The sequence below is a fragment of the Kitasatospora sp. NPDC058115 genome, assembly GCF_042884635.1.
Taxonomy (GTDB): Bacteria; Actinomycetota; Actinomycetes; order Streptomycetales; family Streptomycetaceae; genus Kitasatospora.
Map to the genome: position 1 here is coordinate 67,682 of NZ_JBHVTL010000014.1, position 15,277 is coordinate 82,958.

Here is a 15,277-nt window from a genome sequence, read left to right on the forward strand (position 1 = left end):
GGGGTGTCAGAGCGGAGCAGCCGACCGGGCGTCGGCGAACACCAGGCGGACGGGCCGGACGCGACGGGCGCGCGGGGCGGTACGGCCGCGCCGGGCGGCTCGACGGCGGCCGAGGGGGCCGGCGCCGAGGGAGTCGCGACCGGGCACGGTCGGTACGGGCGCAAGCGGCCGCGCCCCGGACTGACCACGGCGGGGGTGGTCGCCGCCGGGCGCCGGGTGATCGAGCGGGACGGCATCGACGCCCTCACCATGCGGGCCGTCGCCACCGAACTCGGCACCGCGCCCGCGTCGCTGTACCGGCACGTGACCGACCGCGAGGCGCTGCTGATCGCCGTCCTGGAGCAGATCGCCGAGGGCATGCCGGTCGACGTGCCGGGTGCGACGCCGCAGGAGCGGCTGCTGCGCCGGCTGCTCGGCGCCCACGACTACATGGCCGGCCACACCTGGGTGCTGCACATCCTGATTCGGGGCGAACTGGTCGCCCGGAACGCGCTGGCGTTCAACGACGCCTGTCTCGCCGATCTGATGGCCGCCGGCCTGCGGCCCGAGCCCGCGCTGACGGCGTTCCGTGCCTGCTGGCACCTGGTCCTCGGCGAGTTGCTCTCCGAACACCCCGTCAGCCCGCCGCGCGAGCCGAGCCAGCGGCGGGCGGTCATCGAGTCCGCGGACCGCGAGCGGCACCCCGCGCTGGGCCGGGTGCTGGACGAGGTGGGCTTCGTGGGGGTGGGTGAGCGCTGCGGTGACCTGGAGGTGTCGCTGGGGGCGCTGATCGGCGGACTGGTGGACCGCCAGGAGGCCGGGAGCCGAGAGCGGCCCTGAGCGCCGTGGCGTCCCGGCCGAGCTCGCGAAGGCGCCGCTCCGGCTCCGCCGGCTCGTAGGAGATCGTCACGATCCGGTAGGCCGCCCCGTCGGGGGTGCGCCGCTGGATGGTGGAGGAGCTCGGGCCGTCGACGGGTTCCGCGGGATTCCGGTGGCGGTCGTCGACGACGCACACCCGGCCGCCCGGTGCGAGGGCGGCGGCCACACCGATCGGCCGGCACGTGCGAGAGCCGGCACCGCATGAGGGCGACGACGTCGTGACGGCGGTCGGGTTCCCGGGCGAGCAGGACGGCCTCGGCGACCTTGCACCGGGGCGCCGCGTGGCACGCGACGCGCGGCGGCCGCGAGCATCTCCGGGGAGGCGTCGACGGCGCTGACCTCGTCGGCGGGGTGGAGCAACCAGGGTTCACGTGGCGGGACCGCCGGCCGGTTCCAGGATGCTGCCCGCCGGCCGGAACACGTCGAGCGTGGCCGTGGCAGTCCCCGACGAGGGCGCTGGAGTGGGTGCGCTGCTCGGACGGGAGCCGGTCCTGGGCCGGTCCGGCCGTCGGCCGACGGCCGGCGGCCCGTCAGGGGCGGCCGGGGGCCAGGAACTCGGTGAGGCGGCGGTTCAGCGCCTCGGGGTGGGCGCTCAACAGGGTGTGGTGGGAGGTGTCGGGCAGGATCCCGACCGTGGCACCGGGCAGGGCGCGGCGGGCGCGGGCGGCGACGGCGCGGGAGTCGTGGGCGCGGCTGCGGTCGGCGAGCAGGACGAGGGTGGGGGCGGCGAGGGTGCGCAGTTCCGCCGCGCTCGGGCGGCGGCCGGTGACCGGTCGGGCGGCGGGGAAGCCCGCGAAGCCGAGCGCGTAGAGCTCGCGCCAGGCCGGGTCGAGGCCGCTGCCGCCGCTCTCCCGGTCGAGGTAGGCGAGGGCCTTGGCGGCGGTGCGGGGCGGCAGCAGGAGCGGCAGCACGCGCAGCAGGTAGCCGGGCCGGTAGCCGGCGAAGCACTGGGTGGGGTCGAGCAGGGCGAGCCGGTGCACCCGGGCGGGCGCGTGCAGGGCGTAGCGCAGCGCGATCCAGCCGCCGTAGGAGTGGCCGGCGAGGTCGGTGGCGGGCAGGTCGAGCGCGTCGAGGACGGCGTCGAGCCAGCCGAGCAGGGCGGGGAGGCCGTCGAGGCGGGGGTGGTCGAGGGTGCTGCGGCCGGGGTCGCCGGGGAGGTCGACGGCGAGCACCCGGTGGCCGGCCGCGGCGAGGGCGGCGGCGTTGGCGGTCCAGCAGGTGGCGGTGGCGCCGCCGCCGGGCAGCAGCACGAGCGGCCGGCCGTCGCGCGGACCGCAGGCGTTGACCCGGGCCGTGCCGTAGGGGGTGGGGACGGTGAGCGCCTCGACCGGGAGCGGCCAGCGGGCGAGGGCCTCGTCGTAGGCGGCGAGGAAGGCGTCGAGGGACGGAGCGGAATCGGGATCGGGGGAGGGGGTGGGGCCGGCGGCAGGGCGTGCGGACATAGTCTTCCCCCAGGGTTTGGCGGGCTTGCTCGGTGAGCATGTATCTCGCTGAGCGAGAGAATACGTCCAGAGGTCTTCCGAGGGAAGGACATGAGGTGGAGTCGGAGCGGACGCCGATGCGGCTGGTCCACCTGCTGCGCGGACTGACAATCGAACTCGACCTGTTCGGCGCCGAGTTCGCGGCACGCAACGGCCTGCACCCGACCGATCTGCGGGCGCTGATCCACCTGCTGGACGCCGCGCGGGCGGGAGTGGTGGTCACGCCGGGGCGGCTCGGCGAGGCGCTGGGGCTGAACTCGGCCGGGACGACCGGGCTGGTCGACCGGCTGGAGCGGCTCGGGCTGGTCCGGCGCGAGCGCGATCCGGGGGACCGCCGCAAGGTGCGGCTGGTGGTGGAGGACCGTGCGATCGCCCTGGGCCAGGGCTTCTTCGGCGGTCTGATCGCCGATCTGGTGGCCGCGATGGAGGCGTTCGGGGAGGACGAACTCGCGGTGGCGCAGCGGTTCCTGGCGACGATGACCGAGGTGGTGTCCGCAGCCCGGGCGGAATGAGGGCGACACGGGGGCGACGCGGGGGCGAGGCGCCGGTGCACGACACGAGGACCGGCGCGAAGCCCGGCGAGGAGTGGCGCCGGGCTCCGGCGGCGGACGGCGGGCGGCCCCTACGGGCGCAGGCCGGCGAACTCGTCGAGGACGGCGACCCGCAGTTCGTGCGCGCCGTCGGGGCGGGTCTGCTCGTAGTACAGGTACCACCGGCCCCGGGCGGCGACCACGTCGGCGTAGCGCACGTCCAGCCACGGGCCGTCGGGCGTCAGTCGGTGCCACGCGCGCAGATCGGCGGAGGCGGCGAGCCCGCAGCGCTCCTCGTAGTTGCCGGACGCGTCGGCCGAGCCGTCGTAGAGGGCGAGCCAGCCGCCGGAGCCGTCGGGCAGGACGGCGGTGATCCGTGACTCGTAGGCGTCCCAGGCGCCGGCCGGGCCGACGTCGAGGACCTCGGCGGCGCGGCCGGGCGGCGCGGTGAACCGCAGGCCGTCGGTGGAGCCGGCGAGCGCGGTGGGCTGGACGGTCAGTCCGGTGGTGTGGATGTCGGCGGCGGCGTGGGCCCGGGCCTGCTCCTCGGGGGTGAAGGCGCGGGCGCGCGAGACGGTGGCGAACAGCCGTACGCCGCCGTCGTGTTCGAGCAGGTAGGGGTCCTTGACGCCCTCGGTGCCGGTGCCGGCGGCGGTGAGGACCGGGGTGCGGGCGGCGAGGTCGAAGGCCTCGGGCGTCCCGGCGCGCAGGGCGTCGATCCGCCAGCGCCGGTCGACCGGGTCGACGTAGCTGAGGTGGAGCAGATAGCCGCCGTCGCGCCGGAGCAGGGCGAAGCGCTCCATGGACGGCGAGCCGAGGTCGGCGCGTTCCACCGACCAGAGGTCGCGGAACTCCACGCCGTCGCGGCTCTCGGCCACCGCGCAGCGCCAGCCCCGGTCCCGGCCGTCGGCCGAGGGGTCGGCGGCGCGCGGGCGGCGTTCGCGGTAGGTGAGCAGGAAGCGGTCGTGGTCGGGTTCGTAGCGGACGCTCGGGCAGCCCGCCCAGTAGCCGGGCTCGGGGCGTTCGGGGGCGCGGACCAGGGCGGAGCCGGAGAGGTCGGGTGCGGCGGGGAGTGCGGTGGCGGTCATCGGCGGCGGGTCGTCCTCACGGGTAGGCGGGTAGGGACCTGCGGATTCTCCTGCGGATTCTCCGTCACTTTCTATCAGATCAAGAGAAAGTGGCGGCCGGTGTTGCTCGTGAGTCAGGAAGGGTCGATCGGGAAGCGAGCGGCTTGTCACATGGAGTGATTCTATGAATCGCATGTTTCGCCCGATGGCGATCGAGCAACGCCGACCGGACTAGTCTTGACCCTCTCTCGAAGATCGGGAAAGACTTCTTCTCAGAGTCGATCAAACAGAGGAAGCCCGCACCGATGACAGCCCCCACCACCGACGCACCCGGCTACGGCGGTCTCGGCCTCTACGTCGGCGACCTCCACAACCACTGCGGGATCAGCTACGGCCACGGCCCGATCGAGGACGCCTACGCCAACGCCCGCCTCCAGCTCGACTTCGCCAGCGTCACCGGTCACGGCTGGTGGCACGACCTCCCCGAGCGCACCCCCGAGCTGGCCGGGCTGGTGGACTATCACACCGAGGGCTTCGCCCGGCTCGCCGACCGCTGGGAGCACGTCCAGGAGGTCACCGCTGCGGCCCACGAGGACGGCCGCTTCGTCACCTTCCAGTCCTTCGAGTGGCACAGCCTCGCGTACGGCGACCACTGCGTGTACTTCGACGGCCCGCGCGGCGAGATCATCCGCGCCGCCGACCTGGAGGGCCTGCGCGTCCGGCTGCGCGCCCTGGCCGCCGAGGGCGTGCGCACCTGGGCGCTCCCGCACCACATCGGGTACGGCACCGGGCGGCGCGGCATCGACTGGTCCGCGTACACCGAGGAGTTCGCGCCGGTGGTGGAGGTGATGTCGATGCACGGCTGCGCCGAGTCCGACGAGGCGCCGCGCACCTACCTGCACACCATGGGGCCGCGCGACACCGCCGGCACCGCCGTGCACGGGCTGCGGCTCGGTCACCGGTTCGGCCTGATCGGCTCCACCGACCACCACAGCGCCTTCCCCGGCAGTCACGGCCACGGCCGGCTCGCCGTCTGGGCACCCGAGCTGACCCGGCCCGCGATCTGGGACGCCGTCCAGGCGCGCCGCACCTACGCGATCACCGGGGACCGCATCCTGCTCGCGACCTCGGTGAACGGCGTGCCGATGGGCGGCGAGGCGCCGTCCGCCGACCGCCGCCGGATCCGGGTCACGGTGCGCGGCCGGGACGCCCTCGACCACGTCGAGGTGGTCCGCAACGGTGTGCCGATCCACCGCCTGTCCCGGCCCGAACTCCTCGCCGCCGCCGGCGGGGAGAGCGGCTTCGACGGCACGCTCGGCTTCGCCGTCGGCTGGGGCCGGCGCGAGGCGGCGGTGCGCTGGGACGTCACCCTGCGCGTGGAGGGCGGCGAACTGCTCGACGTGCAGCCCCGGTTGCGAGGCTCCGAGACGGTGGCGCCGGCCGAGGCCGAGCCCGCCACCTACCGGCCGTCCGACTGGTGGCGCACCGGGCCGGGCGAGCTGCGGCTGCGGACCGTGACCGAGGGCAACCCGAACACCGCGACCGACGCCACCCAGGGCTTCTCGCTGGCCGTGGCCGGCGACGACCGGACCAGGCTGACGGCGATCGTCAACGGCGCCGAAACCTCCTACCGGATCGGCGAGTTGCGGGAGGGGCCGCGGACCGGCTTCCTCGGTGGCTTCGTCTCCGGCGCCTACCGCTTCGACCGGGCGGTGCCCGGGCGCGAGCTCTCCGCCGACCTCGACCTGGTCGACGAACGGCCGGGCGGGGACGGCGACTTCTACCACGTGCGGGTGAGGCAGCTGAACGACCAGTGGGCCTGGTCGAGCCCGGTCTGGGTGGGCCGCAGCGGTGGTGCCGGCGGACCGGCGGCCTCCTGTCGACGGGCCGGCTGACGCCTGGCAACCGCCGTCGGCCGGCCGCCCCGGTCACCGCCCACCGCCCACCGTTCACGCGAACCCGTACCGAGGAGCACCACCATGTCCGTCACCACCTCCGCGCGCCGCGCCGCCGGCACCGCACTGGCCGCCGCCCTGCTGACCGGCACCCTCGCCGCCCCGGCGGCCGTCGCGAGCGGCGCGCCCGGCCTCGCCGCCACCGCCACCGCCACCGGCGGCGCCGCGGCCGCCACCGGCACCACCGTGTTCGCCGACGACTTCGAGTCCGGCACCGTCTCGCACTGGACCCGCCAGCGCATCGACGGCAACGGGAGCATCACCGTCACCGGCGCCCCCGCCGGCGGCTCCGGGCTCGCCGCCCGCTTCAGCGTCCCCAACGACGGGGTGTCCTACCGCTCCGAGGTGGCCGTGAACGCCCTCGGCTGGGGCGGCTACCGCTTCGCGCTCGCCGACTACCTGCCCGCCGACTGGGTGCAGACCTCCACCGAGACCATCGTCGCCCAGTGGCACGGCTACCCGCTCTCCGACGGCAGCGACACCAAGCCGCCGATCGCACTCACCGTCAAGGACGGCAGCTGGCGCCTCAAGGTGCACTGGCTGACCGGCCCGACGACCGTCGCCGAGGCGGTGATCCCGCTCGGCAGCGTGGAGTTCGGGCACTGGAACCAGTGGGCGTTCGACATCACCTGGTCCACCGCCACCACGCCCGGCTCGATCACGGTGTACCGGGACGGCGTGCAGGTCGGCGCGCACAGCGGGCTCAACAACTACCACCAGAACCAGGCCCCCTACTTCAAGACCGGGATCTACCGCGCCAACTGGAACCCCGCCAAGGGCATCCCGTACCCGACCGGCGGCCCCGACGTGGTGCTCTACAGCGACAGCGTCGTCGTCACCCAGCTCTGACCCGGCCGAAACCCCCAACCACCAAGAGGTAGCAGCACCATGAGCGAAGCGGCCCGTCACCCCGGCCTGCCCCGACGAGGCTTCCTCGGCCTGAGCGCCGGAGCGGCCCTGCTGGCGGCGGGCTGCCGCTCGGCCACCGACCCGGACGCGGGCGCCGCCCCCGGCGCCGCCGCCGCGGCGTCCGCGCCCGATCTGCAGATCGTGTACGGCAGCGCGCCGGACCCCACCCAACTGCTCCACCGCGGCCCGGACACCCCGGCCTTCGTCAACCTCGTCCTCGACCGGCTGGTCGACCTCGACCCGGTGACTCTCCAGCCGGTGCCCTGGCTGGCCACCTCCTGGGAGTGGAGCGCGGACCGGCTGAAGCTGGTGCTCAAGCTGCGCGAGGACGTCACCTTCCACGACGGGCGCGCGCTGGAGGCCGACGACGTCGTCTTCTCGCTGGTCGGCGCCACCAAGACCTCCCAGGTCAAGCCGCTGCTGGAACGCCTCGCGGACATCAGGGCCAGCGGGCGGAACGAGGTCACCCTCACCCTCGCCAAGCCCACCAGCAACCTGTTCGACGCGCTCGCCTTCAACCCGGTCGTGGACGCCCGGACGTACGTCGAGGGACGGGCGAGCGACACCGTCAACGGCACCGGGCCGTTCCGCTGGCAGTCCTTCAAGGGCGGCAACCAGCTCGACCTCGCCCGGTACGAGCGGTACTGGCAGAGCGGACGCCCCCGCTTCGAGCGGATCACCGTCCGCTCGGTGACCAGCAGCCAGGCCGCGCTGTCCGCCCTGCAGTCCGGCCAGGGGCACCTGATCGGCGCCGTCCCCGGGCGCGACCTCAAGGTGCTGACGGGCAACCCCGGCTTCACCGTGCAGTCCGCCAAGGCCTCCTACCAGCAGGCGTTCCTCGGCGTGAACGTCGCGTCCAAGCCCTTCGACGACCTCCGGGTCCGCCAGGCGCTGCAGTACGCGGTGGACCGCGAGCGGATCGTCGACCAGGTCTACGGCGGCCACGCCGAGGCCAGCAGCCTGCCCTGGCCCTCCAACACCCCGGGCGTCACCCCGGACCAGGTCACCCGCTACCGGCACGACCCCGAGAAGGCGCGCGGGCTGCTGCGCGAGGCCGGCGCGGAGGGCGCCCGGGTGCCGCTCACCGCCGCCAACTCGCCGGTCTTCAGCTCGCTCGTCGAGCTGGTGAAGTACGACCTGGAGCAGGCCGGATTCGGCGTCGACGTGCAGCTGCTGGACAACGCGGCGCTCCAGCCGAAGATCCAGCAGGGCACGCTGGAGGGCCTGTTCGTGGCCAACCACGGCATGGTCAGCGTCTCGCCGCTCAGCGGGATCACCGTCTCCGGGCCGCTCCAGGTGGGCCGCAACACCTCGCACGTCACCGACCCGGCCTACGCCGAACTCCAGGCGCGCGCCTTCGCGGCCGCCGACGAGCAGGCCCGGGCCGACGTCAACCACGAGCTGTCCGAGTACCTGCTCGCGCAGTCCTTCCACATCACCCTGGCGCACGCCTGGGAGACCTACGCCTTCGCCTCCTCGGTGCGGGAGGTGTCCACCAGCGCGCTGGGCTACCTGAAGCTGACCGACACCCACCGGGACGCCTGAGCCGCCGTCCCCCGTCCCCCCGGTCCCCCCGTCCGCCCGTCCCGGTCGCCGGCCGTCCCGCCCGCGCCGTCAGCCGTCCCACCCACCCCCCCCGGAGAACCCCCCGTGCCGTACTGGACCAGAAAGGCCGCCGGAGCCCTGGCCACCCTCTGGCTCGCCTCGGTGGCCGTCTTCCTGCTGCTCCGCCTGGCCCCGGGCGACCCGGTCTCCGCCGCGCTCGGCGCCGAGGCCGACCAGGAGCAGCGCGACCACCTCGGCCGCCAGCTCGGCGTGGACCGCCCGCTGCCCGCCCAGTACCTCACCTGGCTGGGCGGGCTGCTCGGCGGCGACCCCGGGCTCTCCTTCCACTACCGCGAACCGGTCACCCGGATGATCGGCCAGAGCCTCGGCTCCACCGTCCAGCTCGCCCTCGCCGCCGGGCTGCTGATGCTGGTGCTCGGCCTGCTGCTGGGCGCCGCGCTGGCCGCCGAGCGGCGCGGCCGGCTGGCCCGGGCGCTGGACCCGCTCACCACGGCCGTGCTCGCCCTGCCGGTGTACGTCACGGCGGTGCTGTTCGTCTTCGTCTTCGCGGTGCTGCTGCGGGTGCTGCCGGCCGGCGGCGAGCGCGACCTCCTCACCGCGCCCGACCTGGCGGTGCAGTACCTGGCGCTGCCCGCCGTGGCGCTCGCCCTTCCCGGTTCGGTGGTGCTGGCCCGGCTGCTCGCCACCGAGCTCCGGCGCACCCGGCAGGAGGAGTTCGTGCTCACCGCGATCGCCAAGGGCGCCCCGCCGCGGCGGATCCTGCTGCGGCACGTGCTGCCCAACAGCCTGGCGCCGTTCTGCGTCGAGTTCGGCCTCAACCTGGGCGAGCTGCTCGGCGGCGCGGTCGTCGCCGAGCAGCTGTTCGCCCGGCACGGCCTCGGGCAGCTGCTGCTGGACGCGATCAACCAGCGGGACTACCCCGTCGCACAGACCCTGATCATGCTCGCGGTCGCGGTGGCCGTCGTCGTGCAGCTCGGCTCCGAGCTGCTGGTCGGCCGGCTGGACCCGCGGATCGCCAAGGCCGGCGCCGGGGAGGGCCGATGAGCACCACGACCGCCGTCGACGGGAGCCGGTGGCCCGCCCTGCCCGCCGTGCTGCGCGGCCGGCGCGGCCGCACCGGGGCGGTGCTGGTCGCCCTGGTGGTGCTGCTCGGGCTGCTCGGCCCGCTGCTGCTCCCCGCCGACCCCTACCAGCAGGGCCGCGAGGCGCTGGCCGGACCGTCCTGGTCCCACCCGCTCGGCACCGACGAGGTCGGCCGCGACCTGCTGGCCCGCGCGCTGTACGGGGTCCGGATCGAACTGCTGGTCTGCCTGCTGGCCGTGCCCGCCGCCGCCGTGCTCGGCACCCTGCTCGGGCTGCTCGGCGGGCTGAACCGGCTGCTCGGCGAGGCCGTCCAGCGGCTCTTCGACCTGCTGCTCGGCTTCCACGGGCTGCTGCTGGGCCTCGCCATCGCGCTGATCGTCCGCCCCGGGCTCGGCAGCGTCGTGGTCACCGTCGTGCTCAGTGCGCTGCCCGCCTTCGGCCGCCAGGCCCGCGCCGCGCTGCTGGCCCAGCTCGCCCGTGACCACGTGGTGGCCGCCCGGGTGCTCGGCGTGCCGCGCGCCCGCACCCTGCGCCGCTACGTGCTGCCCAATGTCACCGACGCCGCCACCGCGCTGCTGGCCGTGGCGATGGCGCACGCCGCCAAGATCGAGGGCGGCCTGAGCGTGCTCGGCTTCGGGATCCAGCCGCCCACCCCCTCGCTCGGCACGATGATCAACACCGGCAGCAAGTACCTGTTCCTGCACCCGGGTTACGCCCTCGCGCCGGTGCTGCTGCTGGGCCTGCTGGTCTTCGGGCTGACCCTGCTCGCCGACTCGTTCAACCGGGAGAAGCTGCGGTGACCGTGACGACGACGAACACCCCGGCGGCCCCGGCGACGGCGTCGCCGCTGCTGGAGATCACCGGCCTGAAGGTCGCCGCCGGGCCCCACCAGGTGGTCCACGGCGTGGACTTCGCCCTGCGCCCCGGCGAGATCCTCGGCCTGGTCGGCGAGTCCGGCTCCGGCAAGACGCTCACCGCGCTCGCCGCCAACCGGATGCTCCCGCCCGGCTGCCGCACCACCGGCGGCACCGTCCGCCTGGACGGCACCGACCTGCTCACCCTCCCCGAGGACGCCGTGCGCGCGGTGCGGGGCCGGCGGATCGGCATGGTCTTCCAGGACCCGCTCGCCTACCTCAACCCCCGGATGCCGATCGGCCGCCAGCTCGCCGAGGCCGCCCTGGTGCACGGCGCGAGCCGGGCCGACGCCCGGGCCCGCGCGCTCGAACTCCTCGACCTGGTCGGCATCCCCGAGTCGGGCCGCCGCTACCGCGACCGCCCGCACGAGTTCTCCGGCGGCATGCGCCAGCGGGTGCTGATCGCCATGGCGATGGCCAACCGCCCCGACCTGCTGATCGCCGACGAACCCACCACCGCCCTCGACCCCACCACCCAGGCCGGCATCCTCGACCTGCTCGTCCGGCTCCGCGACGAGACCGGCACCGCCGTCCTGCTGATCACCCACGACCTCGGCGTGGTCGCCCGCAGCTGCGACACCGTCCAGGTCATGTACGCCGGACGGATCGCCGAACGCGCCCCGGTCGAACGGCTGTCGGCGGCCCCCAGGCACCGGTACACCGCCGGGCTGCTGGCCTCGGTGCCCCGGCTGGACGGTCCGCGCGGCGTGCCGCTCGCCGTGATCGGCGGCCGCCCGCCGGCCGCCGGGGAGCAACTGCCGGGCTGCGCGTTCGCGCCGCGCTGCGCCGCCGCGGTGGAGCGGTGCGGGCAGGAGACGCCCGGGTGGGTGACGGCGGGGGAGCACGGCTTCGCCTGCCACCGGCCGGTGGCGCCGGGGGAGAAGCCGCCGGGGGCGGCCGGGGAGCCCGTCGACCCGGAGGAGACCGCCGCACCGGCCGGCGCCGTCGAGCCGGTCCTGGTCGCCGAGGACCTCACCGTCCGCTACGGCCGCCGCGGCGCGCCCGCGCTCGACGGCGTCGGCCTCGCCGCCGCGCCCGGCCGGGCCGTCGGCGTGATCGGCGAATCCGGATCCGGGAAGTCCACGCTGGCCCGCGCCCTGCTCGGGCTGCTGCGCCCGCAGTCCGGCAGCGTCCGGGTCGACGGCCGTTCCTGGGACGCGGCCACCCCGGCCGAGGAACGCGCGCTGCGCCGCCGGGTGCAGTTCGTCTTCCAGGACCCGTACGCCTCGCTGAGTCCGCGGATGACCGTCCGCGACGCCCTCGCCGAACCGCTGCTCGCCCACGGGCTGCCGCTCGGCCGGATCGACGAGCTGGTCGAACTCGTCGGCCTGCCGGGCGCGTTGCTGGACTCGCTGCCGCACCGGCTGTCCGGCGGGCAGCGCCAGCGGGTGGCGATCGCCCGGGCGATCGCCGTCGGCCCGCAGGTGCTGGTGGCCGACGAGCCCACCTCCGCGCTGGACGTCTCGGTGCAGGCGCAGATCCTCAACCTGCTGCTCGACCTGCGCCGCCGCACCGGCATCGGCCTGGTGTTCATCTCGCACGACCTCGCGCTGGTCCGTCACCTCTGCGACGAGGTGCTGGTGATGCGGCACGGCCGGGTGGTCGAACAGGGCCCCGCCGAGCGGCTGTTCACCGCGCCCGAGCACCCGTACACCCGTGAGCTGCTGGCCGCCGCCGGGCAGCACGGAACCCCGACCCACCTCCGAGGAGCGCCATGACGCCGACCGCCCGCCCGTCCCGCCGCCAACTCCTGCTCGGCGCGGGCTCCGTGACCGCCCTGACCGCGCTCGGCGCGGCCGGTGCGACGCCCGCCGCGGCCGCGCCGAACCGCCCCTCCGGCACCCCCGAGGTGACCGGACTCGGCCCCGGCAACGCCGACTTCCCGCTGATGAGCGCGACCCTGATCGGCGAGACGCTGTGGATCGGCTCGCGCAACCTGGCCCCGGCCAGGGTGGTCGGCTACCACGTGCCGACCGGACGGGTCACCGGCACCGCGACCCTGCCGACCGGCAACTTCGTGCAGGGCTCGGCCGCCCACGGCGGCCTGCTGTACCTCGGGGTGACGGACGCGCCGAAGGCCGTCAACCTCTACCGCTTCGACCCGGCCGACGGCAGCGTGCGCGGCCTCGCCGCCGTGCCCGGCGCCGACGTGCGGGACGTCGCGGTCGCCCCCGACGGCGTGGTCTTCGCCACCGGCCGGCAGAAGGGCCGGGCGGCCGGCCCCGGCCTGTACGCCTACGACCCGGCGAGCGGCGTGCTCACCGAGGTCGCCTCACCGGCCCCCGGCGCCACCCAGGGCCGGGCCGTCGAGGCCACCGCCACCCACGCCTACCTGGGTGTCGGCAGCAATCTCGCGGGCGGCGGCGGGGCCACGCTCGCCTCGCTGTTCGCGGTCGAGCGGGCCACCGGGCGGGTCACCGACATCACCCCGCCGGAGCTCGCCGCCGACACCATCGTGCGTCAGATCACCGCCCTCGGCGACGACCTGCTCGCCGTCTCCACCGAGGGCAAGCCCGCGCACGTCGCGCTGCTGGACCCGGCCACCCACACCGTGCTGCGCTCCTTCGCGGTGCCCGGCACCAAGAGCGTCACCAACTTCCAGCGCCTCGGCGACACCGTCTGGTTCACCTCCACCGAGCACGGCACGGTCTGGCGCCACCGGCTCGGCACGGACGGCCCGGAGGCCTTCGCGGTGCCGGTCCCGGACGGCAACTCCTGGGGCCTCGGCCGGATCGGCGACACCCTGGCCGGCGTCACCGAGGGGGGCACCGCCTGGACCCTCTCCACCGCCACGGCCGCCGTCACCACCACCGACCTGGTGGCCGCCGGCGCGCCCGCCGAGGCGCAGCTCGGCATGTCGCTGGCGGCCCGGTACGGCCGGGTGTACGTCGGCGGCAACGGTTCGGTCGCGCTGCACGACCTCGATGCCGGGACGGTGCGCAAGCTCCCGGTGCCCGGCGAGGCGAAGGACACGGTGGTCCTCGACGACGGCACCCTCTACCTGGGCGTCTACTCCTCGCAGGGGATCTGGCGCTACCGGCCGTGGGCCGACGAGGCGCCGGTCCAGGAGGCGGCGCTGCCGCAGGAGCAGAACCGGCCGCAGACGGTGCGCTGGGACGCCGAGCACGGGCTGCTGCTGCTCGGCGTGCAGGCCGACACCACCGGCGGCGGCTCGTTCGTCACCTACCGGCCCGGCAGCGGGCGGCCCACCGTGCACGTGGACCCGCTCGGCCCGGAGCAGCTGGTGCGCGCGGTGGCGGCCGGGCACGGCCAGGCCTTCCTCGGCGGCGACAACGCCAGGACCACCGGCCCGCGCGGCGACCTGGCGGCCTGGGACCCGGTGGCCGGGCGCGAACTGTGGCGTACGGCCACCGACTTCGGCTCGGGCATCAGCAGCCTGGTGGTGCACGGGCGCCGGCTGTTCGGGATCACGGTCAACGGGCAGGCCTTCGCCGCCGACCTGCGCACCGCCCGGCCGGGCCGCCCGCCGGTGATCGACGCCAGGGCCGACCTGCGGGCGGTCACCGCGGCCAACCCGAGGCTGCTGGTGGCCCGCGGCCGGGTCTACGGGATCAGTGAGAAGACGCTGTTCCGGCTGGACCCGGTGACCCTGGCCGCCACCGTGCTCGTGCAGGTGGACGCCGAGTGGTACAGCGGCGCCCGGGTCGCGGCCGACGAGGACGGCGTGCTGTACACCCTGCGCGGCCGCGAGCTGATCGCCGTCCGGGAACGGTAGGACGGGGGCCCGCGCGGACGCACCGGGCCGGCCCGCGGTGCCCGCCATGGGGGGCGGGTGTGCCACCGCGCCCCCGGAACCGCCGGGCGGCGGGGGGCGAGCTGAACCCGGGCACGGCGGCGACCGTCGGTGCGCTCGCCGGTGCGGTGACCGCGATCGGTGTCGGCGCGTGCGGGATCATCACGGCGACCGCCGAGCCGATCCGCAGCCGTGCGGACCTCGCCCGTGCCCGCCGGGAGGGGGCGGCCGAGGTGTCCGCCGCCTCCCCCGGTGCCGGGCCGGAACCCGTGCCGGGGGAGGCGGCCTGACGGAAGCGGGTGCCCGGGCGGTGCCCTCCGCACCGGCGGCCGGGGGAGCGGCGCGGGTGACCGCCACCGCGCGGCGGACAGGCGCGCCGCGCTGAAGCGGCGGCTCGCCGAGGAACGGGCGGCGGAGGGGCTGCGGGCGTGGTGGGGCCGGGCACCTGCCCGGGCCGCTGCGCCCGGCCGGCCGTCAGCCGGCCGGCGCGAGCGCGTCGAAGGCGGCCGCGCCGGGCTCGTCGAGCAGCGCGAGCACCGCCGCCCGCACATGGCGGGCCATGTCCACGGACCGGTCGAAGAGCCACTGCGCCTGGAGCCCGTCCATCAGTGCGGTGAGCCGCACGGCGGCCTCCTCCGGATCCACGTCGCCGCGCAGGTGGCCGGCCTCGCGGGCCGCGCGCAGGGCCTGGGCGGTGCCGCGCCGGATGCGCTCGTAGCGGTCGGCGAAGTAGGCGTGGGCGGGGTGCTCCGGGTCGGAGGCCTCGCCGGAGAGCCGGACGAACAGTTCGATGAGCCCGGGAACCAGCTCGTTGTGCCCGGCGAGGTCCACCATCCCGCGCAGCACGCCGAGGCCGCCGCCGAGCCGGGTGTACGGCCGGAAGCGCTCCCGGTCGAGGCGGTCACGGTCCTCCAGCACGGCCTGGAGCAGCGCGTCCTTGTCGGGGAAGTAGCGCAGCAGACCGGCCCGGGAGATGTCGCACGCGGCGGCGAGGTCGAGGATCGTGACGGCCCTGAACCCGCGCTGGGCGAAGTGCTCGGCGGCGGTCTGGATGATCGCGGCCCGGCGGGCGCGGCCCTTGGCGTAACCGCCGGACACCGCTGCCGCCCCGGCTCCTGAGGTGGTCATGGGGGAACGGTAGCAGGGTTGCTTGACAGAAA

General features: G+C 75.6%; 13 protein-coding genes. 10 read left to right on the top strand and 3 right to left on the bottom strand.

Features of this window, described 5'->3' with window-relative positions; genetic code table 11:
* Positions 1-3: 3 nt before the first annotated feature.
* A complete protein-coding gene (locus tag ACFVVL_RS16810) occupies positions 4-819 on the top strand; it encodes a TetR/AcrR family transcriptional regulator (RefSeq protein WP_387675730.1) in 816 nt (271 codons plus the stop codon).
* A gap of 569 nt (positions 820-1,388) precedes the next feature.
* Here the strand turns inward: ACFVVL_RS16810 and ACFVVL_RS16815 are convergent.
* A complete protein-coding gene (locus tag ACFVVL_RS16815; RefSeq protein WP_387675733.1) occupies positions 1,389-2,300 on the bottom strand; it encodes an alpha/beta fold hydrolase in 912 nt (303 codons plus the stop codon).
* A gap of 116 nt (positions 2,301-2,416) precedes the next feature.
* On the opposite strand from ACFVVL_RS16815, the gene ACFVVL_RS16820 reads away from it, so the two are divergent.
* Positions 2,417-2,851: a MarR family winged helix-turn-helix transcriptional regulator gene (locus ACFVVL_RS16820; protein WP_387676005.1), complete on the top strand. Its 435-nt coding sequence runs from the start codon at positions 2,417-2,419 to the stop codon at positions 2,849-2,851.
* Between the two features lie 110 nt (positions 2,852-2,961).
* Here ACFVVL_RS16820 and ACFVVL_RS16825 read toward each other — a convergent pair whose 3' ends face one another.
* Complete coding sequence (locus ACFVVL_RS16825; RefSeq protein WP_387675736.1) at positions 2,962-3,957, bottom strand: hypothetical protein; 996 nt, start codon at positions 3,955-3,957, stop codon at positions 2,962-2,964.
* Positions 3,958-4,241: 284 nt separating this feature from the next.
* Between ACFVVL_RS16825 and ACFVVL_RS16830 the strand changes: the two genes are divergently transcribed.
* From ACFVVL_RS16830 to ACFVVL_RS16865, 8 genes are all read left to right on the top strand, one after another.
* Positions 4,242-5,831 (top strand): DUF3604 domain-containing protein, encoded by a 1,590-nt coding sequence (locus tag ACFVVL_RS16830; protein WP_387675739.1) that lies wholly within the window; start codon positions 4,242-4,244, stop codon positions 5,829-5,831.
* 84 nt (positions 5,832-5,915) lie between these two features.
* Positions 5,916-6,740, top strand: coding sequence for a polysaccharide lyase (locus ACFVVL_RS16835; protein WP_387675742.1), 825 nt, complete (start codon positions 5,916-5,918; stop codon positions 6,738-6,740).
* A gap of 39 nt (positions 6,741-6,779) precedes the next feature.
* Entirely contained in the window at positions 6,780-8,345 is a 1,566-nt protein-coding gene (locus ACFVVL_RS16840; protein ID WP_387675745.1) for an ABC transporter substrate-binding protein, read from the top strand.
* A gap of 105 nt (positions 8,346-8,450) precedes the next feature.
* Positions 8,451-9,410, top strand: coding sequence for an ABC transporter permease (locus ACFVVL_RS16845; RefSeq protein ID WP_380287771.1), 960 nt, complete (start codon positions 8,451-8,453; stop codon positions 9,408-9,410).
* Positions 9,407-10,249, top strand: coding sequence for an ABC transporter permease (locus ACFVVL_RS16850; RefSeq protein ID WP_380287773.1), 843 nt, complete (start codon positions 9,407-9,409; stop codon positions 10,247-10,249). Before ACFVVL_RS16845 ends, ACFVVL_RS16850 begins: the two co-directional genes overlap by 4 nt.
* 2 nt (positions 10,250-10,251) lie before the next feature.
* On the top strand, positions 10,252-12,081 hold the full coding sequence (locus ACFVVL_RS16855; RefSeq protein ID WP_387675749.1) for a dipeptide ABC transporter ATP-binding protein: 1,830 nt from the start codon (positions 10,252-10,254) through the stop codon (positions 12,079-12,081).
* Complete coding sequence (locus ACFVVL_RS16860) at positions 12,078-14,099, top strand: PQQ-binding-like beta-propeller repeat protein (RefSeq protein WP_380287777.1); 2,022 nt, start codon at positions 12,078-12,080, stop codon at positions 14,097-14,099. The genes ACFVVL_RS16855 and ACFVVL_RS16860 overlap by 4 nt, the downstream gene beginning before the upstream one ends.
* 59 nt (positions 14,100-14,158) lie before the next feature.
* Positions 14,159-14,407 (top strand): hypothetical protein, encoded by a 249-nt coding sequence (locus tag ACFVVL_RS16865; RefSeq protein WP_387675752.1) that lies wholly within the window; start codon positions 14,159-14,161, stop codon positions 14,405-14,407.
* Between the two features lie 184 nt (positions 14,408-14,591).
* Here the strand turns inward: ACFVVL_RS16865 and ACFVVL_RS16870 are convergent, their stop codons facing one another.
* On the bottom strand, positions 14,592-15,245 hold the full coding sequence (locus ACFVVL_RS16870; RefSeq protein WP_387675755.1) for a TetR/AcrR family transcriptional regulator: 654 nt from the start codon (positions 15,243-15,245) through the stop codon (positions 14,592-14,594).
* Between the last annotated feature and the right edge of the window lie 32 nt (positions 15,246-15,277).